Annotated in this window: 20 protein-coding genes; 11 read left to right on the top strand and 9 right to left on the bottom strand. The window is 69.5% G+C overall.

Annotated elements, in window-relative coordinates; genetic code table 11:
- Positions 1-30 precede the first annotated feature (30 nt).
- From ACFVAV_RS25030 to ACFVAV_RS25005, 6 genes are all read right to left on the bottom strand, one after another.
- Positions 31-660 (bottom strand): NAD(P)-dependent oxidoreductase, encoded by a 630-nt coding sequence (locus ACFVAV_RS25030; RefSeq protein WP_379037654.1) that lies wholly within the window; start codon positions 658-660, stop codon positions 31-33.
- A gap of 136 nt (positions 661-796) precedes the next feature.
- The gene (locus ACFVAV_RS25025) at positions 797-1,270 is read right to left on the bottom strand and encodes an SRPBCC domain-containing protein (RefSeq protein WP_379037653.1); all 474 of its coding nucleotides are present in this window, start codon (positions 1,268-1,270) and stop codon (positions 797-799) included.
- Positions 1,267-1,632, bottom strand: a complete 366-nt coding sequence (locus ACFVAV_RS25020; protein WP_379037652.1) for an ArsR/SmtB family transcription factor — start codon at positions 1,630-1,632, stop codon at positions 1,267-1,269. The genes ACFVAV_RS25025 and ACFVAV_RS25020 overlap by 4 nt, the downstream gene beginning before the upstream one ends.
- A 58-nt stretch (positions 1,633-1,690) precedes the next feature.
- Positions 1,691-2,737: a methylmalonyl Co-A mutase-associated GTPase MeaB gene (gene meaB / locus ACFVAV_RS25015; protein WP_379037789.1), complete on the bottom strand. Its 1,047-nt coding sequence runs from the start codon at positions 2,735-2,737 to the stop codon at positions 1,691-1,693.
- Between the two features lie 44 nt (positions 2,738-2,781).
- Positions 2,782-5,046, bottom strand: a complete 2,265-nt coding sequence (gene scpA, locus ACFVAV_RS25010) for a methylmalonyl-CoA mutase (RefSeq protein ID WP_379037650.1) — start codon at positions 5,044-5,046, stop codon at positions 2,782-2,784.
- Positions 5,046-6,917 carry a methylmalonyl-CoA mutase family protein gene (locus ACFVAV_RS25005; protein ID WP_379037649.1) on the bottom strand — a complete coding sequence of 624 codons (1,872 nt, stop codon included), beginning with the start codon at positions 6,915-6,917 and terminating at the stop codon, positions 5,046-5,048. The genes scpA and ACFVAV_RS25005 overlap by 1 nt, the downstream gene beginning before the upstream one ends.
- A 177-nt stretch (positions 6,918-7,094) precedes the next feature.
- Between ACFVAV_RS25005 and ACFVAV_RS25000 the strand changes: the two genes are divergently transcribed.
- The 10 genes from ACFVAV_RS25000 to ACFVAV_RS24955 all read left to right on the top strand — a co-directional run bounded on the left by ACFVAV_RS25000 (position 7,095) and on the right by ACFVAV_RS24955 (position 17,026).
- Positions 7,095-7,784: a TVP38/TMEM64 family protein gene (locus ACFVAV_RS25000; RefSeq protein ID WP_379037648.1), complete on the top strand. Its 690-nt coding sequence runs from the start codon at positions 7,095-7,097 to the stop codon at positions 7,782-7,784.
- Positions 7,785-7,834: 50 nt separating this feature from the next.
- Positions 7,835-8,779 (top strand): hypothetical protein, encoded by a 945-nt coding sequence (locus tag ACFVAV_RS24995; protein ID WP_379037647.1) that lies wholly within the window; start codon positions 7,835-7,837, stop codon positions 8,777-8,779.
- 301 nt (positions 8,780-9,080) lie between these two features.
- The gene (locus ACFVAV_RS24990; RefSeq protein ID WP_379037646.1) at positions 9,081-10,508 is read left to right on the top strand and encodes a condensation domain-containing protein; all 1,428 of its coding nucleotides are present in this window, start codon (positions 9,081-9,083) and stop codon (positions 10,506-10,508) included.
- 2 nt (positions 10,509-10,510) lie between these two features.
- The gene (locus ACFVAV_RS24985) at positions 10,511-11,767 is read left to right on the top strand and encodes a glycosyltransferase (RefSeq protein ID WP_379037645.1); all 1,257 of its coding nucleotides are present in this window, start codon (positions 10,511-10,513) and stop codon (positions 11,765-11,767) included.
- Positions 11,764-12,729: an ATP-binding cassette domain-containing protein gene (locus tag ACFVAV_RS24980; protein ID WP_379037643.1), complete on the top strand. Its 966-nt coding sequence runs from the start codon at positions 11,764-11,766 to the stop codon at positions 12,727-12,729. Before ACFVAV_RS24985 ends, ACFVAV_RS24980 begins: the two co-directional genes overlap by 4 nt.
- Before the next feature lie 29 nt (positions 12,730-12,758).
- Positions 12,759-13,583 carry an ABC transporter permease gene (locus ACFVAV_RS24975; protein ID WP_379037640.1) on the top strand — a complete coding sequence of 275 codons (825 nt, stop codon included), beginning with the start codon at positions 12,759-12,761 and terminating at the stop codon, positions 13,581-13,583.
- A gap of 15 nt (positions 13,584-13,598) precedes the next feature.
- Entirely contained in the window at positions 13,599-14,987 is a 1,389-nt protein-coding gene (locus ACFVAV_RS24970; protein ID WP_379037639.1) for a hypothetical protein, read from the top strand.
- 36 nt (positions 14,988-15,023) lie between these two features.
- Positions 15,024-15,197: a hypothetical protein gene (locus tag ACFVAV_RS24965; protein WP_379037795.1), complete on the top strand. Its 174-nt coding sequence runs from the start codon at positions 15,024-15,026 to the stop codon at positions 15,195-15,197.
- A 144-nt stretch (positions 15,198-15,341) separates the two neighbouring features.
- Complete coding sequence (locus ACFVAV_RS24960) at positions 15,342-16,100, top strand: hypothetical protein (RefSeq protein ID WP_379037638.1); 759 nt, start codon at positions 15,342-15,344, stop codon at positions 16,098-16,100.
- Positions 16,101-16,354: 254 nt separating this feature from the next.
- Positions 16,355-17,026 carry a class I SAM-dependent methyltransferase gene (locus tag ACFVAV_RS24955; RefSeq protein WP_379037637.1) on the top strand — a complete coding sequence of 224 codons (672 nt, stop codon included), beginning with the start codon at positions 16,355-16,357 and terminating at the stop codon, positions 17,024-17,026.
- 360 nt (positions 17,027-17,386) lie between these two features.
- On the opposite strand, the gene ptsP is transcribed toward ACFVAV_RS24955, so the two are convergent.
- From ptsP to dhaK, 3 genes are read right to left on the bottom strand one after another with little or no spacing between them, the layout of a single operon-like run.
- The gene (gene ptsP / locus ACFVAV_RS24950; protein WP_379037636.1) at positions 17,387-19,864 is read right to left on the bottom strand and encodes a phosphoenolpyruvate--protein phosphotransferase; all 2,478 of its coding nucleotides are present in this window, start codon (positions 19,862-19,864) and stop codon (positions 17,387-17,389) included.
- Entirely contained in the window at positions 19,861-20,481 is a 621-nt protein-coding gene (gene dhaL / locus ACFVAV_RS24945) for a dihydroxyacetone kinase subunit DhaL (protein WP_379037635.1), read from the bottom strand. Before dhaL ends, ptsP begins: the two co-directional genes overlap by 4 nt.
- Complete coding sequence (dhaK, locus tag ACFVAV_RS24940; RefSeq protein ID WP_379037634.1) at positions 20,481-21,482, bottom strand: dihydroxyacetone kinase subunit DhaK; 1,002 nt, start codon at positions 21,480-21,482, stop codon at positions 20,481-20,483. The genes dhaL and dhaK overlap by 1 nt, the downstream gene beginning before the upstream one ends.
- A 239-nt stretch (positions 21,483-21,721) precedes the next feature.
- Here dhaK and ACFVAV_RS24935 point away from each other — a divergent pair, with 239 nt between their 5' ends.
- Positions 21,722-22,462 carry an IclR family transcriptional regulator gene (locus tag ACFVAV_RS24935; RefSeq protein WP_379037633.1) on the top strand — a complete coding sequence of 247 codons (741 nt, stop codon included), beginning with the start codon at positions 21,722-21,724 and terminating at the stop codon, positions 22,460-22,462.
- Positions 22,463-22,471 lie beyond the last annotated feature (9 nt).

Raw genomic sequence — 22,471 nt, 5'->3', positions numbered from 1 at the left:
CGTCACCAGAAACAATGGCCCCTGGGCGAATTAGGACGCCGCAACCGTGAAGCGGGCACGTCGATGCGCCGGGCGCTCCGCCTCGTCGAGCAGGGCGACCGCGAAATCCTCCATCGAGATGGTCGACACTCCGGCGACGTCGACCAGCAGTTCGTCGGCGCCGACCCGGTAGCTTCCGGTGCGTTCACCCGGAATCAGCTCGGCGGGCGGACTCAGATAGGCCCAGTCGGCCTCCGTATCGGCTCGGCACGCGGCGAGCTGCTCAGCGCAGGCCCGCGCGATCGCGGCGAGTTCGGTGGGGAAGTCCGGGGTTTCGTGCAACAGCACCCCGGCGCCGGGAACCATCAGCGTCGCCGCGCCGCCGACGACGAGCAGCCGCACACCACTGCGGGCCACACCGTCGAGCATCGCCGCCGCGACCGCGGGCAGTTCGGACTCGCGCCCCATCGCGGGGCGCGTCGCCGCGATCACGAGATCCTGTCCGGCACTGAACTTTTCGACGTCGTCGGCAGACCCGGCGTCACCGATCCGCACCTGCACTCCGTCCGGCACCGCGACGGCCCGCCGCGCCACCGCGGTCACCTCGTGCCCGCGCGCCAACGCCTCGGCCACCACCCGGCTGCCGACGGCACCGCCCGCTCCGAACACCGCGATCCGCATGATCAATCCTCCTGTGCGACAACCCGACCCACTGACATGTCGAATATATCTCAACATTGAGTTAGTTAATCATGATGTATCTCACCATTGAGATATTGACGGCGGCGCGGAGGCAGAGGGGCACGGGCGAACCGCGTCAGGCGACCGATTCGAGGTACTTCGCCAGAGCCTCGACGAGTTCGCGGGTGCCCTCCTCACGCTGGGCGCCGGTGTCGTGCCCGTCGAGGTGGGCGCCGAATTCGACGAGGGTGAGCTTGGTGCCGATGGTGGTCGGCTCGAATTCCCAGGTGGCCACCGAGGTCGAGATATGGGCGCCGTTGAGCCACATGTCGTAGGTGTAGACCAGGCGCTCGTTCTCGACGATGTCGGTGTAGGTGGCGACGAAACGGGAGGTCATCGTCTCCTGGAAGGTGCCTTCGTTGATCTCGACGCCGCCGACGCGGAAGTCGGCGGAGACCTCGCCCTGTTCCCAGCCTTCCTCGCCGCCGAACCACTTGCTCTTGATGGTGGGATCGGCGAACGCCTGGAACGCGACGGCCGGGGCGACGGGCACGTCACGCTCGATGGCGAACTGGGCGTGGGCGATGGAGCGGGTAGCGGTGTCGGTCATTGTTGTTCTCCCTCTGCGTTGTTCACTGATTCCACGAGTAGTGCCGTGAGTCGGTCCAGCTGTCGTTCGGCCGGTGGCCGCTGCTGCCGCAACCAGTCGATCGCGAACCCGAAGGCCCCCGGCACCAGTTGATAGGTGCGCACGCGGCCGAGCTTGGCCGAGCTGACGATCTGTCCTGCTTCCAGCGCCTTCAGGTGCTGCACGATCGTCGGCAGCGCGACCTCGAACGGCGCCGCGAGATCTGACACCGACGCGGGCCCGCGAGCGAGCCGCTCGACGATCGCCCGCCGAGTCGGATCCGCCAGCGCCCGGAAGACACTGTCGAGCCCTCCGTCCGGCTCACCCGATGAATACTTAGGCACATACCTAAGTATTCACACCGACAAGAGTTCGCGCAACCCCTGGTTGCGAAAATTCTGGTCAGGCGTCGAAGGCGCTGAGGATTTGTTCGGCGGCGAGAGCCGGGGTGAGGGTGCCGTCGCGGACGGCGGATTCGATGTGGGCGCGAACGGATTTCACGGCCGGGTTGTCGGCGAGGCGGCGCAGGATCTGGTCGTGGACCATGGTCCAGGTCCAGTCGACCTGCTGGCGGCGGCGCTTCTCGGCGAACTCCCCCGCGTCGGTGAGGATGCGGCGATGTTCGAGGACGGTGTCCCAGAACTTGTCCAGGCCGTGGCCCTCCAGGCCGCTCATGGTGAGCACCGGCGGACGCCAGAGGGCGTCGTGCGGATGGATCAGGCGCAGGGCGCCTTGGAGTTCGCGCGCCGCGCTCTTGGCCTCCATCTCGTGCTTGCCGTCGGCCTTGTTGACCGCGACGAGCTCGGCCAGTTCCAGCACGCCCTTCTTGATGCCCTGCAACTGATCGCCGGTGCGGGCCAGGGTGAGGAAGCAGAAGACGTCGACCATGTTGGCGACAGTCACCTCGGACTGGCCGACGCCGACCGTCTCGACCAGGATCACGTCGTAGCCGGCCGCCTCGAGCAGCACGATGGTCTCGCGGGTGGCCTTCGCGACGCCGCCGAGGGTGCCCGCGGTGGGCGATGGCCGGATGAACGCGTCGGCCTCCAGCGACAACCGGGCCATGCGCGTCTTGTCGCCGAGGATCGAACCGCCCGTGCGGGTCGAGGACGGATCGACGGCCAGGACGGCGACCCGATGCCCCTTGCCGAGCAGATACATGCCGAGCGCGTCGATGAACGTCGACTTGCCGACGCCGGGGACACCGGTGATGCCGACCCGGTTGGACACCACGGTGCCCGGCTCGGTGCCCAGCCGCAGCAGCAACTGCTGGGCCAGTTCGCGGTGGTCGGCGCGGGTGGATTCCACCAGGGTGATCGCGCGGGCCAGGGCCGAGCGCTGACCGGCCTTCACCTCGCCGGCGAGCGCGTCGATATCGATGGTGCGGCGGACGCCGGTGACGGTCCGGTCGCCGTTGCGCGGGGCCCCGACACCCGCGGTGGTGCCCAGCCGGGGGTGGGGCTCCCCACCCCCGGCTGGGTGTGCGGCGTCGCTCATTCGGCTGTGCCGCCGCCGATCTCGTGGCCGAGAGAGGCGGCCAGCTTCTTCAGCAGGTCGATGGCCGCGTCGGCGATGACGGTGCCGGGCGGGAAGATCGCCGCCGCGCCTGCCTCGTAGAGCTCGTCGAAGTCACCGGGCGGGATCACACCGCCGACGATGACCATGATGTCGGGGCGGCCGACATCGGCCAGCGCCTGCCGCAGGGCGGGCACCAGCGTGAGGTGACCCGCGGCCAGCGAGGAGACACCGACGATGTGCACGTCGTTGTCGGCCGCCTGGCGCGCCACCTCTTCGGGGGTCTGGAACAGCGGGCCCACGTCGACATCCATGCCGAGGTCGGCGAACGCGGTGGCGATCACCTTCTGCCCGCGATCGTGGCCGTCCTGGCCCATCTTGGCGACCAGGATGCGGGGGCGACGGCCCTCGGCCTCGGCGAACTCCTCGACGAGCGCGATAGCCGCGCCGATATTGGATGCCTTGCCTGCTTCGTCACGGTACACACCGGAGAGCGTACGGATTTCGGCCTGATGGCGGCCGTACACCTTCTCCAGTGCGTCGGAGATCTCACCGACGGTGGCCTTGGCGCGGGCGGCGTCGATGGCCAAAGCCAGCAGGTTGTTCTCCATCCCGCCCTCGGTGGCGGCGGCAGCGCGGGTGAGGTTGGCCAGCGCGGCCTCGACGGCGGCCGAATCCCGTTCGGCGCGCAGGCGTTCCAGTTTCTCGATCTGCTCGGCGCGCACGCGCGAGTTCTCGACCTTGAGGACCTCGACCTCGTGGTCCTCTTCGACCTGGTACTTGTTGACGCCGATGACCGGCTGCTGCCCGGTGTCGATGCGCGCCTGGGTACGGGCGGCGGCCTCTTCGATGCGCAGCTTCGGAATGCCTTCCGAGATCGCCTGTGCCATACCGCCGTGCGCCTCCACCTCGGCGATGTGCGCGCGGGCCCGCTCGGCCAGCTGGTGGGTGAGCCACTCGACGTAGTACGAGCCGCCCCACGGGTCGATCGGGCGGGTGGTGTTGGACTCCTGCTGGATCAGCAGCTGGGTATTGCGGGCGATGCGCGCGGAGAAGTCCGTCGGCAGGGCCAGCGCCTCGTCGAGGGCGTTGGTGTGCAGCGACTGGGTGTGGCCCTGGGTCGCGGCCATCGCCTCGATGCAGGTGCGCGCCACATTGTTGTAGGCGTCCTGGGCGGTGAGCGACCAGCCGGAGGTCTGCGAATGGGTGCGCAGCGATAGCGATTTCGCGCTCTTGGGCTCGAACTTGGAAACCAGCTCGCTCCACAGCAGGCGGCCCGCGCGCAGCTTGGCGACCTCCATGAAGAAGTTCATGCCGATGGCCCAGAAGAACGACAGGCGCGGGGCGAACTTGTCGACGTCCATGCCCGCCGCGATCCCGGCGCGGATGTACTCCACACCGTCGGCCAGGGTGTAGGCCAGCTCGAGATCGGCGGTCGCACCGGCCTCTTGGATGTGGTAGCCCGAGATGGAGATCGAGTTGAACTTCGGCATCTTCGCGCTGGTGAAGGCGAAGATGTCGGAGATGATCCGCATCGACGGCTTGGGCGGGTAGATGTAGGTGTTGCGGACCATGAACTCTTTCAGAATGTCGTTCTGAATGGTTCCGGCCAGCTGTTCGGGCGTGACGCCCTGCTCTTCGGCGGCGACGACGTAGAGCGCCAGGATCGGCAGCACCGCGCCGTTCATGGTCATCGACACCGACACCTGATCCAGGGGGATCTGGTCGAAGAGCTGGCGCATGTCCAGGATCGAGTCGATCGCGACACCGGCCATACCGACGTCACCCTGCACGCGCGGGTGATCGGAGTCGTAGCCACGGTGCGTGGCGAGGTCGAAGGCGACCGACAGGCCCTTCTGACCGGCCTGCAGGTTGCGGCGGTAGAAGGCGTTCGAGTCGGCGGCGGTGGAGAAGCCCGCGTACTGGCGGATGGTCCACGGCTGGTTGACGTACATGGTCGGGTACGGACCACGCAGGAACGGCGCCACACCGGGCACCGTGTCGAGCGGATAGCCCTGCGCGACAACAGCATCCCGGTCGGCCTTGGTGAACACCGGCGGCACGTCGATGCCCTCGGGCGTGGCCCAGGTGAGCTGGTCGGCGGTGGTGTGGTTGGCCGCGGCGGCCTCGGCCACGAACTCCTTCACCTGCGCGTCGTCCACGTCGGCGGACTCGGGCGCCCGCTCGGTGAGCGGCACCTCGGCGAAACTACCGATCAGGTGCTCGATATCGGATGTGGTCATCAGGCTCCCACCTTCTCCAGCAGCTGCGACAGGACCGCGACCGCGTCGATGCGCAGGGTCAGGTACCCGTCGGGACGCTGTGTACCGCTGTACTGCGCGACCGACTTCTCCGGTCCGGCCAGCAGTACGGTGTCGATGCCGGCGGCGCGCAACGCGTCGACCGCGGCGCCCGCTTCCTCGCCGTAGCGCTTGTCCGCACCACACAGGACCGCGATCCGCGCCCCGGATTCGGCAGCGGCGGCGGCGATGCCGTCGACGGTCAGCGGGCCGGGGTTGACCGACTCGATGCCGCCGGAGGCCAGCACGTTCGCGGTGAAGATGGTGCGCGCGTTGTGTTCGGCGACCAGGCCGAGCGGCACGATCAGTGCCTTCGGGCGGGCGCCGTTGGCGGCCAGGTACGCGTCGGAACGGTTGCGCAGCGACTCGAACGCGGCGCCGTAGCGGGCGACCGAGACATCAGCGCGCGCCTGCTCCGACAGCGGCGTCTCGGCGAGGTTGGGGAATTCGTTGACGCCGGTGACCGCGGTCTTGCGGTGCGCGATGTCGGCGGCGCGGGTGGCGGCCGTCTCGGCGATGCGCTCGGCGACCAGACCGGCGGCGAGCGCGGCGGGGTAACCGCCCGCGGCCTCGATCTCCTGCATGAATTCCCAGGCCTTGGCGGCGAGTTCGTCGGTCAGCGAATCGACGTACCAGGAACCGGCGGCCGGGTCCTGGACGTGGCCCAGGCGCGATTCCTCGAGCAGCAGCAGCTGGATATTGCGGGCCATGCGCTCCGAGAACGACTGCGACACACCGAGTTCGCCCGCGGGCAGCGCGGAGTCGAACGGCGCCACGGTGACCGAATCGGCGCCACCGACACCGGCGCCGAAGGCGGCCAGGGTCGTGCGCAGCAGGTTCACCCACGGGTCACGCTGGGTCATCATGGCGGCCGAGGTGACCGCGTGCTGCGGGGCCGCGCCGAAAGCGGGCGCGCCGCACACGTGGGCCACGCGGGCCCAGAGGCGCCGGGCGGCACGGAATTTCGCGATGGTGGCGAACTGGTCGTCGGTGGCCGCGAAGCGGAACTCGAGCTGACCGAGCGCGTCGGCGATGTCGACACCCGCGGCGGTCAGCGCGCGCAGATAGGCCAGGCCTGCGGCGACGGACGCGCCGAGTTCCTGGGCGTCGGCGGCACCGGCGTTGTGGAAGGCGGTGCCGTCCACCGTGATCGCGCGCACCGTCTCGGGGCGGGCGATCGCGCGGGTCGCCAGCGCGACGGCCTGCTCGGTGTCGATGTCGGCGGTGCCGGCGAACGCGCTCGTCAGCGGGGCCGCGCCGAGCCCGACCTGGATCTCGGCGCGGTCGGCGAGCTGGTAGCCGTCGAGCAGTGTGAAGACCTGGTCGGCGGCGGCGTCGACGTCGGCGCCCGCGACCAGGGTCAGCGGGGCCAGTTCGAAGAGCAGGCCGGTCAGCGCGGTGGGGATGTCGGCGATCGCGACGCCGTCGGCCCCGACGCCGAGCGAGACGGCGCTGACGCCGTTCTCCAGCCAGGACAGGATCGTCCGGTTGGTGGCCGCGGCGTCCGCGGATCCGGCGAAGGCGGCGACGAACCAGCCGCGCTGCGGGTCGCGGGTGGCACTGCCACCACGGACGTACGGGAACGCGCCGGGCAGCGGCTGCTCGGGCAGCTCGTCACGGCGGGTGTAGAGCGGGGCGATGGTGAGCCCGTCATAGGTGGTCTCGTCGAGCAGATGCTCGGGCTCCGCGGGGAGCTCGGCAGCCTCGACCCGTCGCGCTTTGGCCAGCACGCCCGCCACGCCCTTGCGCCATGCGGCGTATTCGGGCACCGGATCCGGTGCGAGCCCCGCCCCGGACTCTGAACCAATCGGCATAGCTGCTGTTCTCTCTTCCATTCGACGACCGCACCCCGGTGTACTGCCGATCCGGCAGCATCAGCCCAGCAGCGGATACTGCGGCGAACCAGGATGTGTCCGGTTCATCCATGATGCTAACTGTGACACCCTGTCCACTCACTGGGGCCATCCCCTACCGGCCGGTACGCTGACGCGGTGTCTCGACTGATCCGATCCCCGCGCCTGCTCATGGCCCTGGCCGGGATCGCCGTGCTGTTCGTGGTGGCGATGCTGGTTCCGCTGCCCGGCCCGGCGCAGATCAGGGAGTGGGCGGGTGGCGCGGGGCCGCTGCTGCCGGTGTTGTTCTTCCTCTTCTATGCGCTCGTCGCCGTGGCACCGGTTCCGCGCACCGTCCTGACGGTGACCAGCGGGGTGTTGTTCGGCCCGGTCCTCGGTTCGGTCATCGCGCTCGGCGCGACCGGAGTCAGTGCGACACTCGCCCTGCTGGGGGTCCGCGCGGTGGGGCGCGCCCGGGTCGCCGAACATCTGCGTCATCCGGCGGTGCGGGCGATCGATGACCGGCTGGCCCAGCGTGGCTGGCTGGCGGTGGCCGCGCTGCGGATGATCGCGCTCGCGCCGTTCTCCATCGTCAACTACTGCTGCGGACTGTCCTCGGTCAAGGTGCTGCCCTATCTGGTCGCCACGCTCGTCGGCTCAGCGCCCGGCACGATCTCGACGGTGATCCTCGCCGGTTCCCTGGCGGGCGGGACCAGTCCGATCGCCGTCACCGTGTCGGCCGTCTGCCTGTCCATCGGCCTGCTGGGGCTGGTCCTGGACGCGCGGATGCCGGTAGCCGCCGTCACGGCAACCACCCCGGACGCAGAACCGGTGAACGTCCGCAGCTGACCGGCGCGCCTGCCGCACCCGGCGCTGTTTCGGCCGGACAATCCCAGGTCATGGCGATGACCGTGGGACGCAGATCCGCACTCGCACTGCTGACCGGGCTGCCGCTGCTGGCCACGGGCACAGCGCGGGCGCAGTCCGCACTCGGGCCCGGTGTCGGGGCAGACCCGGACCGCGCACCGGTTCGGTACACCATGACCGCGTTCCGTGCCGACAGCGACACCACCCTGGCCGTTTACGAATCGACGGACGGCACCGACTTCACCGCCGTCAGGGAGCACGCGTTCACGCCGCCGTCGGGCCTGGTCCGCGATCCCAGCATCCTGCTGCACAGCGACGGCAACTACTACCTCACCTACACCATCGCCGGGGATGCCACCGCGATCGGCCTGGCCCGCAGCCGCGACCGGATCACCTGGACCCCCCTCGGCAATATCACGATGCTCGTGCCGGGCCGGCTCGAGGGCGCATGGGCGCCGGAGTGGTATGCCGACGCCGCGGGCCGGGCCGGCATCATCGTCTCGCTCACCTGGGGACGCGGATTCACCCCGCACCTGCTGATCCCCCTCGACGCCGGGCTCACGACCTGGGCGCCGCCGGTTCCCCTGCTCGGGCTCGGCCCCGGCACGCCGGGTTCCCTCGGATACATCGACACCACCTTGGTGCGCCTGGCAGGCCGGGTGTTCGCGTTCGTCAAGAACGAGGACTCCAAGCTGATCGAACTCGCCGTGGCCGACCGCCCGATCGGGCCCTACGCCTTCGTGGCCACCGGCGACTGGGCCGGGTGGGGTGGTCCGCGCGAGGGTCAGTCGGTGGTCCGGCTGCCCGACGGTGGGCACCGGATCTACCTCGACGCCTACCTCGACGGCCGCTACTTCTTCAGCGACAGCTATGACGGATTCCGATCCTGGTCGCCCCCGACCGAGCTGCCAGGACTGTCCGGTGTGGTCCGGCACGGCACTGTTCTCGCCGAGTACGGCGCTCCAGCAGCACCATAACCGCAGGTCACAACCCAGCCAGGCGCCTTGCGCCGATTTCTGAACAGAAACCCCCTTACTTCAGGGGCACCGGGTTACGCTGGTGATCCGACACAATTTGAAAGTGAGCTTCTTCACATAGACCAGTTGTGACTAACGCGTATTTCAGAAAACTCTCAGAGTTATAGACTCGGGATAGCCCAGGGTTCGCCAGCTACATCCGGTGCGGGATCCAGAGCAACACCCGGTGACGCGACCGCGATCACCGACATTCCCCGTTCGCGCCGATTTCGGCTTGCACTGCACCCGAGGTGACCCCCGCATGGAATACACCCACCTGTCCGAATTCCGGATTCGCTCCGGCGCACTGTCCATCTGGACGCCCGAACTCGCATCTCCCGGTTCCTGGTACGACGACGAGCGCCCGCTCGCCAGCGTCCACTCCCAGTACCTCGGGTTCCTCGACCCCGAGGATCCCAGCCCGGGACGCGGGCGCTGGATCGGCACCATTTTCGAGATGGACGCCCCGCTCGACGCGCAGGTGTGGGCCAAGACGCTGGAGCTGTGGCACGACCGCCACGAAGGGTTCCGGACCACCGTCGCCCCCACCGGTGACGGCGACTACCACCGGGTGACCACCGCCCCCGGCACGGTGCGCGTGGCCGGCGTTCCGGTCGCCGATCTCACCGACGGCGACCAGATCAACGACTTCCTCTGCGGCACACTGGAACTGCGCCTTTCCCCGCTGGTGTGGCCGCACCTGCTGGTGGCCACCGTCGCGCACGACACCGACGACTTCACCGTCCTGGTCGCCGCCGACCACTCCGTGCTCGACGCCTACTCGCAGGCCGTCCTCATCCTCGAACTGCGCACCCTCTACACCGCCGTCCGCACCGGCGGCGAGATCCGCGATTCGGCCACCTTCGGCAGCGCCGCCGACTACGCCGCCGTCGAGCGGGCCGCGGCCGAGGAGCTGACCCCCGACTCCCCCGCCGTCGCGGTGTGGCGTGACTTCGTCGGTGAGCCGGGCTCGCCCATGCCGCGCTTCGCCGAGGGCATGGTCGCCGCGCTCGACGGTGAGCACGCCCAGCCCAGTGTCTCGCGCACGCTGCTGACCCTCGAGCAGCTCGAAGAGGTGGAGGCGTCCCTCGGCCGGATCAAGCACCGGCTCTCGGTCACCGTCTTCGCCGCGCTCGCCGCCGCGTCCCGGGAAGTGTTCGGCGACGACCGTTTCCGCACGATCATGCCGATCGCGACCCGGCCCGATCTGACCTGGCTCGAGTCGATGGGCTGGTTCGTCAATGTCGTCCCGGTCGACATCACCCTGCCCGCGGGCGCCGACATGTCCGTCGCGCTGGAGGTCACCCGGGCCGCACTCAAGCGCGCCCACGTCTGCAACGACGCCTCCTGGGGCCGTTCGCTGGCGATGGCAGGCGCGCTCGAGGGCCCGACCTTCGGCGCGTCCTTCCTCGACATCCGCATGCTCCCGGACTACGAACTGGTCGCCGACCTGCGCGGACGAACACTGCGTGCCGTCTCGTACTCCACCGACGAGGTGTACTTCTGGGTCGTGCGCGGCCCCGAGGGTCTCTACGTCTCCACCCGCTACCCCGCCGGTCTGCCCGCCGAGGTGATGGACCGCTTCCTCACCGAATTCGCCAGGGCCATCTACGCGGTCACCACTCTCGCCGCGCCCGCCGCGGCCGCACCGGTCGCCGACGCCGCGTCGGCAGCGCTGAGCGCGGGCTGACGATGCGTGCACTGCTGGCCTTCACCGGGAGCCGGGGCGATGCCCAGCCCGGCATCCTGCTGGCCCGCGAACTGCGGGTCCGCGGGCACTCGGTGACGCTCGCGCTCTCCCCCAATCTCGTCGAGTTCGCGACCGAACACGGTATCCCCGCCGTCGGTTTCGGTCGCGACAGTGCCGAACTGCTGCGCACCCAGCACGCCGATCGCCGGTTCCGCAGCCTCAGCCCGCGTCAGCGGCTGCGTGCGGTGCTGGATCTGCAGCGGCGCGGTGTGGCCGAGGCGGTGCGCGACCTGCTCGTCCTGGCGCCGGGCCACGACGTGCTGGTGACCGGGATGGCGGGTGAGGAAGCGGCCGAGAAGGTCGCGCGGCGCGTCGGATTGCCGTTGGCCGCAGTGCACTTCTTCCCGATCCACCCGAATCACTCGGTGCCGGTGGTGCCGGCCGCGTGGGGTGAGCGGATTCCCGGTGCGCTCAACCGGCGAATCTGGTCGGGGCTGCGGTGGGCGCGCGACGCCGCGCTGGCCGAGCCGCTGGCCGAGTTCGGGATCGTCGAACATCCGCTGCCGGACCGGGTGTCGATCCAGGCCTACGACGTCGACCTGTTTCCCGGGTTGGCGGCGGAACTGCCGGATCGGCACCCGATCACCGGGTTCGCCGTCGACACGGACGGGTTCCTCGGCGGCCCGATCGATCCCGCGCTGGCCGCCTGGCTCGACACGGGCGCGGCACCGATCTACGTCGGCTTCGGCTCGATGGCGGTCGACGATCCGGCGGCGCTGGTGACGATGCTGCGCACGGTCTGCGCCCGGCGCGGCAGGCGGCTGCTGCTCGCCGCGGGCTGGGCGGGCATCGAGCCCGAGCTGTCCGCGGAGGTCGCGATCGTCGACCAGGTCGACCACGCCTCGGTGTTCCCGCGGTGCGTCGCCGCGGTGCACCACGGCGGGGCGGGCACGACGGCCGCCGCTCTCCGTGCCGGTGTGCCGCAGGTGATCTGCTCGATCCAGGCCGATCAACCGTATTGGGGACGCGCGCTGTCGCGGCTCGGCCTGGCCGACACGCTGCGCGCCGCCGATCTCGGCGCGGACGCGCTCGCGGCCATGCTGGACCGGGTCGCCGATCCGAATGTGGTCACACGCGCCGCCGCCTACGCGGGCCGCTTCCCCGACAGCGGCGTCACCCTCGCCGCCGACGAGGTGGAAGCCCTTGTCCCCGTGTCGTTCCCGACACCCGAACTGGACCATGCCGGGAGGCAGCAGTGAGTAGCACCGAAATCGCCGTCCGCACCAGCGGACTCGGCAAGTCCTACGGTGACTTCACCGCGGTCGGCAGCATCGACCTGAGCATTCCCGCCGGTTCGGTGTTCGCGATGCTCGGTCCCAACGGCGCGGGCAAGACGACCACGGTCCGCATGCTGGCGACCCTGCTGCGCCCGGATCGCGGCAGCGCCGAGGTGTTCGGCTTCGACGTGGTGCGCGATGCCACCGCGGTGCGCTCGATGATCGGGCTCACCGGCCAGTACGCCTCCGTCGACGAAACCCTCACCGCCGGTGAGAATCTGCGCCTGTTCGGGCGGCTGCTCGGACTGTCCCGGCGCGACGCCGCGCAGCGCAGCGATGAGCTCCTCGAGGAGTTCGAGCTCTCGGCCGTCGCCCGTCGCAGTGTGTCCGCGTTCTCGGGCGGCATGCGCCGCCGCCTCGATCTGGCCGCGACGCTGATCACCGTCCCACCGCTGATCTTCCTCGACGAGCCGACCACCGGCCTCGACCCGCACACCCGCGATCGCATGTGGGGCATCGTGCGCGGACTCGTCGACCGCGGCGCGACCGTGCTGCTGACCACCCAGTACCTGGAGGAGGCCGACGCGCTCGCCGACCGGATCGCGGTGATCGACCGTGGCACGCTCGTCGCCGAGGGCACCGCCGCCGAGCTGAAAGCGTCCATCGGTGAACAGGTTCTGCGCCTCGACATCCCCGACACCGCGGACCTGCGCCGTGCCGAGACACTGATCAAGGACCTGACCGGCGACATCCCCGAGGGCTCCTCGACCGGCACGCTGACCGTCGCCCTGCACGATGTCGCGCTCGGCGCCGACATCGTCGCCGCGTGCCGCGCCGCCGACATCACCCTGCGCGGCTTCGCCATCGACCGACCCGACCTCAACGAGGTGTTCCTGTCGCTGACCGGGCACGCGAAGACCGCCGACAGCGTCGGCGTGGCGTGACCGCCCTCCGGGAAAGTTCAAGAACCGCCATGACTCTCACCACCGAGACCGCCGCACAGCCCACACAGGTCGTGCGGGCTCCGCGGGTCACCCGTGTCAGTGCGCTTGCCGCCCTGCGGCATTCGCTGATGATGGCGTGGCGTGGGCTGCTGACCTTCCGGCACAGTCCGCAGCTGCTCTACGACGCCATCCTGCTGCCCATCGTCGGACCGGTGCTGTTCGGCAGCATCTTCGGCACCGCGATCGCGGGCAGCATGGAGGCCTATCTGCCGATCATGATTCCCGGTGTGCTGGTGCAGATCGTGCTGACCTCCTCGGTCGCCACCGGTGTGCAGCTGTCCGAGGACATCCATTCGGGCGTGTTCGACCGGTTCGTCGCCATGCCGATCGCCCGCTCCGCACCGGTTGCCGGGGCGTTGCTGGCGGGCATGGTGCGCTATCTCATCGCCGCGACGACGGTGGTGATCGTCGGCTTCTGCATGGGCTACCGGCCCGAGCACACCGCCGGATTCCTGGCGGGCGCCGTCCTGGTCGTCTTCGCCACGACCGCGATCAGCTGGCTGTTCGCGTTCATCGGCGCCACCGTCGCCCGGCCGGCCGCGGTGCAGGGCATGTGCATGCTCGTGCTCACCTTCCTCGGTTTCGCCTCCAACGCCCTGGTGCCCGAGGAATCCATGCCCACCTGGATGCAGCACGTCTCGAACGTCAATCCGGTGTCCTACCTGGTCTCCGCGGTGCGCGAGCTGGCCGCCCACGGCACCGTCGGCGCCGACGCGTGCTGGTCGCTGGTGGCCTCGGTGGTCGTTGTCGCCGTCTTCGCGCCGCTGACCGTGCGCACTCTCCGTTCCCGATGAGGAGTTCAGTTTCCGATGACCGTCACTTCCCCCACCGTCGCGGCCGTCGCCGCCGGACCGGCAGGCCTCAACCGGATCACCGCCGACGACGACCTGTTCTTCAAACTGCACAGCCTCTACCCGAACGCCCTGGTCAACCAGCTGGCCTACCGGTTCGACGAGCGGCTGGACCCCGAGTTGCTGCAGCGCTGGCACGCGCATCTGGCGACCGGGTTCATCGCCCGCCGGGTCCGCACCACCCGGTTCCCGATCGCGCGGGCCCACTGGGAGCCCGCCACGGAGTCCCTGCCGGTGATCTGGTCGGCGACGCCGCTGCCCGACGACGCGGTGCTGGCGTGGTTCCTCGAGCAGGCCGCGGTGGAGTTCGACCCCGAACGCGGTCTGGTGTGGCAGCTCGCCGGCGCGCACACGGAGTCCGGTGGCACCGTCGTCACCCTCGTCGCCTCGCACGTCGCCTGTGACGGCGGCGGCATGATGCACGCGATCGTCGATTCCCTCGACCGGCTCAATCGCGGTGAGACCCCCGACCGCGGCGCCAGTGCGGGCAGTCTCGTCGGCCCGGTGGCGGGCTCGGGCCGCTTCGCCGCCGACCTCGCCGATGCCAGGGGACAGTTGCGTGCCGTCGCCCGCGGTGTGCGCGCCGCGCGCCGTGCCCGCGGGGTCAGCGAACCGGCCCGCAATCCGCGCCCGGCCGAGCCACGCCTGCCGCACGCCGAGACCTGGCAGGCCGCCGAGACGATCGTCCAGGTCGACCTCGCCGACTGGGATGCCGTCGCCGCGGCCAACGGCGGCACCACCAACGGCCTGCTGATCGGTGTCGCCGTCGGTCTGCTCGGACGCAGCGGCCGCGTCGCCGACGGCGCCGACGTCCGCGTCGACGTCCCCCACTCGATGCGCGTCGCCGACGATCCGCGCGCCAATGCCACCACCGGCCTGCCGATCAGCGTCACCTACCGGGCAGGCGAACGCGCCGATCTCCCCGCGATCCGCGCCGCGCTCAAGGCGGCGGGCCTGGCCTACCGCAACCCCGAGACCATCCCACCGATCCAGCACCTGCAGCCGGTGCAGATGCTGCTGCCGAAGGTGGTGCTGCACAAGTTCGCGCGCACCGCCAAGGCGCCCGAATGCCTGTGCACCAATATGGGCCGCACCGCGCAGAACATCGCCGTCCTCGGCGCACACCGGGCTCGCGACGTCATCATGCGCCCGGTCGTCAACCCCGGCCCGGTCGACCTGTTCCGGCAGATCGAAGTCGGCGTCAACCTGGCCTTCTCCTGCGACGACAACACCGTCACCCTGGTGGTCACCGGCGGCGACCCCGACCGCTTCCCCACCCGCGCCGCCCTCCAGGAACTCCTCGCCGCGGAATTCACGGACTGGGGGCTGACCCCGCGCTTCTGGTAGAGGGCCCGCCGGCTCGCGACTCGCTATCGTGGAGCCGTGGGCATCATGGGCGAACTGTTTCCGGGTAAGAAGCTGCAGAACGAGGGCAGCGGTGACAGTGACGGCCAGGACCACCCTCCCGCGCTGGCGATCGACCTCGACGCGGGCGTGGTCCGCCTCTCCGGCCCAGCTACGCACCAGAACCCGCCGCAGGATTCCGACGACAAATGATCTGAAGCGGCCGGTCACCAGCGATCGATGCCGGTGGCCGATCCGAGTGCGCAGCCGAGGCGCCGGCGCAGCGTGTTGAACAGCAGTTCCTCGCAGCGTGAGTAGCCCTCGAATCTTCTCCGCTGCGGGGGCTACTGTGGCGACGTGACCCGCACGATCGTGACCAGGCTGATCCTTGAAGTCGAATCGAAATTCTCCGAAATCGGGTATGTGCGGATCCCCGCGGAAAAGCTGTCGAATAATTCGGATCAGGCCGAAAACATGGTCCTGGCCGACGGCGACATCGATGCGCTGAATCTCCGGCGGCAGATTCGAATCGCGGTATTCAGGCGAAGCTCTGGCGCCTATCAGGTTTTCGGACGGATCGCCATGGTATCCGATGCGGTTGCCGGCATATTCAACTCGCTTCCCGAAGCCGCCCGACTGCACGCGAACCTCGGTCCCGAGATACCGGGAACCATTGTGGAGACATCTCTCACAGACCTCATCGGCGTCGACAGTCAGATGGCACCGCAGATTTTCGAGGTGGGCGAGGTCGCCCAGGTTGTCTGCGGCTTGTTCCGCATCGTCACAGAGCGCGGCAGTGCGTGGTTTGCCGAATGGTCGACGTTCGACAGCCTTCTCGCCGCCGCTTGCCATCGGCAGCGGGTGTCGTTCGCGCGATGGAATATCGACCCTGTCGCTTTTCGCGCGGCGATAGTGCTCGGCGTGTGCAATGGCGAATATCGATCTGTTTCCCGGTCGATGGATTGGTATCTTCGCCGACCTATCGGAATGAACGACAGCGACTCACGGGAACGTGCTCGGGCGCTCGAGGAATACCTGCAAGATAAATTCGTGGGCTATCGGAAGTATCGTGCGGATTCTGGAATGCCGTATCCACATCCGGGGTCTGCAGATTGATCGTCATCGACTGATCGACCGCGTCCGTGCCGGGACCAGCGGCGGCCGGCGTCTTCGCCGGAATCGCGTGCTTGGACGCCGACCACGCATGCGAATCGGATTGCTGCGCAGAGGGTATTTCCGGCCCGCTTCGGCCAGCTCGGCCGCGGTCAGGTCGCGGACCGGCCGGTGGGGTGGCCGGCGCGAGCGAGCTTCTCACGCAAGCTTCTCTGGCTATGGGTTGTCCTGCCTGGGCTGTTGGGTAGCCTGCGGTCGTGGGAACGGGACCGAACGCCGCCGACTGGCTGGAAGACACGCGGACGTCGTACGACACCGTCGCTGCCAGTTATGCAGATCTGACGCGTCACCTTCTGGATGAAACGCCCGATGAGCGTGCTGTCCTGGCGTTGTTCGCCGACCAGGTGCGTGCCGAGGGCGGGGGCCCAGTTGCGGACGTAGGGTGTGGGGCGGGGAGGATCACCGCTCACCTATGTCGGCTGGGGGTCGACGCGTTCGGAATCGACCTGTCGCCCAGAATGATCGAGGTGGCCCGGCGTGATCACCCTGGCCTCCGGTTCGATCTCGGCTCTATGACCGATCTCGTCTTCAACGACGCCTCGATGGCTGGTCTGGTCGCCTGGTACTCGCTGATCCACGTTCCCGACGACGAGATCCGTTCGGTCTTCGCGCACTTCCAGCGAGTAGTTCGGCCCGGTGGGCCGTTGCTACTCGGCTTCCATGTCGGTGACGAGTCTCAGTTGACGACGCAGGGCTATGGCGGGCACCAGATGAACGTATATGTCCATCGTCGCCAGCACGGTCAGATGTGTGCGTGGCTCAATGATGCCGGCTTCGTCGTCGAGACACACAGGACTCTCACATCAGCCGAGAGCACGCTCGGGGGAATCATTCTCGCGCGTCGGCGGATTGACGATCCAGAAGAGTGAATCGATCGAGTTCGCGCAGAACGAAGGCAGTGGTGACAGCGATGACCAGGGCCACCATCACGCGCTCGCGATCGACCTCGACGCAGGTGTTGTCCGGCTGTCCGGCCCGGTGCGTACCCGAACCCGCCGCAGGGTTCCGACGACGACGGACCTGGAGCGGCCGGTCACCAGCGGTCGTTGCCGGTGGCCGATCCGAGTGCGCAGGCGGGGCTCCGACGCGCGCGTTGAACGGCCGTTTCCTCGCGACGGCCCCACCGAGACCACGATCATCTCCTCCTACGCCGAACTCGTTGCGGGACATCGCATCACGATCGGCGCTCCGGTGCGGTCGACCTCGGCGATATCCAGGGAATCGGTCGTTCAGGGAATCAGCGCTCTGACCTCCTCGGCTGACGAGCAGGTCAGTGCGCGCGCGGCGAGCGCGCGACAGGATGTCGAATCCAGTTCCCGGACGGCGGCTTTCACCAGCGGGATGGAGGGCGGGCCGACGCTGAGTTCGTGGACGCCGAGGCCGAGCAGGACCGGGGCCGCGGCCGGGTCGGCGGCCGCTTCGCCACAGACCGCGACTCGTGCCCTGCCCGTGGCTGCCCGGCTCACGGTGTCGATCAGATGCAGGACGCCGGGGTCGAGGGGGTCGGCGAGGGAGCCGAGGGCTTCGTTGCCGCGTTCGGCGGCCATGGCGTATTGGGTGAGGTCGTTGGTGCCGATGCTGAGGAAGTCGACGTGGCCGGCGAAGGCGGCGGTCTTGGCCGCGGTCGCGGGGACCTCGACCATGATGCCGATGTCGAGCGGAATGTCCGGCGGGACAACCTCACTCAGGATGTGGCGGGCCGCCAGGAGTTCCGACAGCTGGGTCACCATCGGGAACATCACCCCGACGGGGTGGTCGGCGGCGACCCGGCCGATCGCGGTCAGCTGATCGCGCAGCAGCTCGGGGCGCGCGAGGGTGAGGCGGATTCCGCGCATGCCAAGGAACGGATTCGCTTCGGGCGCCTGTTCGATGTAGGGCAGGGGTTTGTCGCCGCCGACATCGAGGGTGCGCAGGATCAGTTTGCGCCCGTCGAGAGCTTCGGCCAGGGCGCGGTAGGCCTGTTCCTGTTCGTCGATCGATGGTGCGTCTGCCCGGCCGAGGAACAGGAATTCGGTGCGGACCAGCCCGGCGAGGTCGGCGCCGTTGCGCACGGCGGCGGACGCGTCGGCGAGGTCGCTGATGTTCGCCGCTACATGCACGGTAACGCCGTCGCGGGTGACTGCTGGCTTGCCTGCGGCCACCAGGGCGGCGTCGCGCTGATGCTGTTGCGCCACAGCACGTTCGGTGAACTCGGCCAGCGCCGCCGGGTCCGGATCGATGACCAGCGCACCGGTTTGTCCGTCGAGCGCGACGGTGGTCCCCGCCGCGGTCTCCAGCACGCGCGGGCCTGCGCCGACCACGGCCGGAATGCCGTGTGCGCGCACCAGAATCGTGCTGTGCGCGGTCGGGCTGCCGTTGGCCAGCACGATGCCCGTGACCTGCGCCGGATCCAGCACGGCGGCTTGGGCGGGGGTGAGGTCGGCTGTGATGAGAACCCCTGCGCGGCTGACCAATCGCGTCGCACGCCCCGTCAGTTCGGCGAGCACCTGGTCGCGCACGGCCCGCAGATCACCGGCGCGCGCCCGCTGGTACTCGTCGGGCAACCGATCCAGTTCCGCCGCACCGTCATCGAGCACGCGAGCCCAGGCGAGGGCCGCGCCCGTCCCCGCAGCGATCCGGGAATGGACGGCATCGAGCACTTCCGTGTCGTCCAGCAGCACCTGATGTGCCTCGAAGATGCCGGCTTCCGTCCCGACCGTCAGCCGCAGCCGGTCGATCTCAGCGCGCACCCTATTGATGGCGGCATCGAGCCTGCGTCGCTCACCAGCAGGGGTCTCGGCTCGGCCGGGATCGTCGAGGTCGGCAGTGTCGAACTGGGCGGCGGCGAGCTGCCAGCTCGGCCCGATTCCGATACCGGGTGAGGCGGGCAGCGGACCGGTCCCGCGCGCTACGGGCGCAACCTCGGCCACGAAGCCGGGTGCTTCGTCGAAATGCCGTGCGGCAAGGGCGAGTACCCGGTCCACGGCCTCCGCCGCGTCGGCGCCGGTCGCCGCGACTTCGAGGCGATGGCCGGCCAGTGCGCCCAGCGCGGCGATCCGGCTCAGACTCGAGGCGGGCGCGGGACCGGTGCCGGTGGTGAGATTGCCGAGCAGCACGGAGCTGTCGAGTCCGCGCACCGCCCCGACCAGCCGGGCCGCGGGCCTCGCATGGAGACCGTGCGGATTGTCGACGACGAATTCGGCCCGTGACACCGGGCCGGACTCGGCTACGGCGAACCCCCTGCCGTTCCACTCGATCTCGCGGGCGATTTCGGCGGCTCGCTGTACTTTTTCGCTCTCCGAAGTCCCGGGCGGGGCACTCCCGGCACCAGCACCGAGGTGAGTCTGCTTGCCTGCCAGCGCATTCGATGCCTCGGCCGCCACCTCGTCCAGATCGGCCCCGCCCGCCGCCGACACCGCGGCCGCGATCAGACCTTCGACGAACGGCGCCGCGCACAGACGAACCCGATGATCCCCCGCCAGCAGATCCAGCGCGAGTTCGGCCGACAGCACCGCACTGCCCATATCCATCAGCACCAGCACCCCATCTCCGCTGTCGGCGGCCGCGATGGCCTCGGACACGGCGACGGCGTCGGTGCCGAAGGTCTGCTCCTCCAGCCCGGCCGCGATCTCGATCCGCACCGCCTGCCCGCGCAGCATCTCCCCGGCCAGCGCGACCGTCGCGTGCGCGAGTAGGTGACTGTGCGAGACCGCGACGATCCCGATCACCGCAGCGCCTGCCTCGCCGCGGCGACCAGCAGGGTCGCGCTGGTCGCGCCCGGATCCTGGTGTCCCGCACTGCGTTCCCCCAGATAGGAAGCACGGCCTTTGCGGGCGACTAGGGGGATGGTCGCGTCGCGGCCGGTCGTCGCCGCGGCCAGCGCGGCATCCAATGCCACCGCCAGGTCGGCGCCGCCGGCAACCTGCTCGTCGAGTGCGTCGGCCGCGGGCGCGAGCGCGTCGACCATCGTCTTGTCCCCCGATTCGGCCTTGCCACGGGCCACCACGCCGTCGAGTCCCGCCCGGAAGGCCGCGGCGAAAGTCGGCCCGTCGAGCGCGCCGTCGCCGGTCGCGGTAGCACTGCGCAGGAAGAACGTGCCATAGAGCGGTCCGCTCGCGCCGCCGACGCTGCGGATCAGGACCATGCCGGTCTGTTTGAGCACCGTGCCCGCGGTCGGCTGTGGATCGTCGTCGAGCGCGGCGACGACGGCCGTGGTGCCGCGCTGCATATTGCTGCCGTGGTCGGCGTCACCGATGGCCGCGTCGAGCGCGGTGAGTTCATCGGTGTGTTCGTCGATCAGTGCGGCGAACGCGCGCAGCCACCGGGTCGCATCGATCGTCGTCATCACGCTCCCCAGCGCAGGGCGGGGGTGCGCACCGGCGCGTCCCACAGTGTCAGCAGGTCCTCGTCGAGCTTGGTCAGGGTCACCGAACAGCCGGCCATTTCCAGCGAGGTGATGTACGGGCCGACCAGTGAGCGCGCGATCTCGACGCCGTGGGCGGCGAGGATCCGGGCGACCTCGCCGAACACGATGTACAGCTCGAGCAGCGGGGTGCCGCCCAGCCCGTTGACGAAGCAGATCACCTTGTCGCCCCTGGCGAACGGCAGATCGGCGAGGATCGGCTCGACCAGCATCGCGGCCACGTCCTCGGCCGGCGCCAGTGCCGTGCGGCGGCGCCCCGGCTCGCCGTGGATGCCGACACCGATCTCCATCTCGCCCTCGCCGAGCTCGAAGGTGGGCTTGCCCGCGGCGGGCACGGTGCACGAGGTCAGCGCCATTCCCATGCTCCGGGTGCGCTCGTTCACCGTGCGCGCGACCTCGGCCACCGCCGCCAGCGGACGGCCCTGTTCGGCCGCGGCGCCCGCGATCTTCTCCACCACCACCGTGCCGCCGACACCGCGACGGCCCGCGGTGTACAGGCTGTCCTGCACGGCCACGTCGTCGTCGATGATCACCGACAGCACCGTGGCGCCGGTCTCGGCAGCGGCCAGTTCGGCGGCCATCTCGAAGTTCATCACGTCACCGGTGTAGTTCTTGACCAGGTGCAGCACTCCGGCGCCCGCATCCACGGCGGCGGTCGCGGCCACGATCTGGTCCGGCACCGGCGAGGTGAAAACCTCACCGGCACAAGCGGCGTCGAGCATGCCGAGACCGACGAACCCGCTGTGCAGCGGCTCGTGCCCGGAGCCACCACCCGAGAGCAGCGCCACCTTGCCGGGCATCGGCGGTTCGGCGCGGAACACCAGACGGTTGTCCAGATCGACCCGAAGCTCCGGATGCGCCGCGGCGAGACCAGCCAGCGCGTCGTGGATCACCGTCGCCGGGTCATTGATCAGTTTCTTCATCTGCGTTCTCCTCAGGTGGCCGTGTCGGCGGTATACGCAGACCATCCGTGGGGATCGATTCTGCCTGGGTCACCCAAGCCAGCGAGCGATTCCTCGAAAGGGCACCTTCGACCGGCGTGCCGCCCGCGCCCGGCTTCCGCGGGCCGGTGCCCTCGAATTCCGCTGACGCTGCGCGGAAGCATTGCGCCTGCTCACGGGAGTGGCGATAGTTCACGGCACCCGTCGAGAGGGAGTCCGCCATGACCGTCACCGAACCGCCACGTTCCGGCGCGCAAGCAGTCGACCGCGCGGTGCACGTGCTGAACTGCTTCCACGGGGGCGATCCGGAGTTGTCGCTGAGCGAGCTCGCGCAACGATCGGAGCTGCCGGTGAGCACCACCTTCCGGCTCGCGCAGGCCTTGGTGCGCGGCAGGCTGCTCGAGCAGGACCCGGCCACCGACCGCTACCGGATCGGGCACGGTCTGGCCTGCCTGGCCAGGCCCGCGCTGTCGCGGCTCGGTCTCGATGCCGCCGCGCCGCACCTGTACGCGCTCGCCGCCGGCATCAAGATCACCGTCAGCCTGAGTGTGCCCGACGCGCAGGAGGCCCTCACCGTCTTCCAGGCGCGGCCACCGATGCACTTCTGCCACAACCAGATTCCGCAGGAGCGCCGACCGCTGAATGCCAGCGCCGTCGGCCACGCGCTGCTGGCGCACACGCCGGCCAGGGCCGATCGCAGCAACGGCGAACTGTTCGACACCGTGCGCAGGCGCGGGTTCGCGGTGGAGGAGATCGACAGCGAGGAACCGATCCGCGCGATCGCCGTTCCGGTACTCGGACCCGACAGGCAGGTCTGGGGCGCGCTCGGTGTGCAGGCGCGCGCGGTGCGCCTCGACCGTGAACTCGTGCGCGCCGTCGTGCCCGCGATGCACCAGATCGCGGTGCGTATCGGTCCGTATTTTCACACCGCCGCCGCTGGTACGGGATTCGGCGCACCATGATTTCCACGA

It is taken from the genome of Nocardia sp. NPDC057663, assembly GCF_042799895.1.
Taxonomy (GTDB): domain Bacteria; phylum Actinomycetota; class Actinomycetes; order Mycobacteriales; family Mycobacteriaceae; genus Nocardia.
Note: the sequence above shows the minus strand (reverse complement) of the source record. Positions and strands in the feature narration are given on the sequence as shown.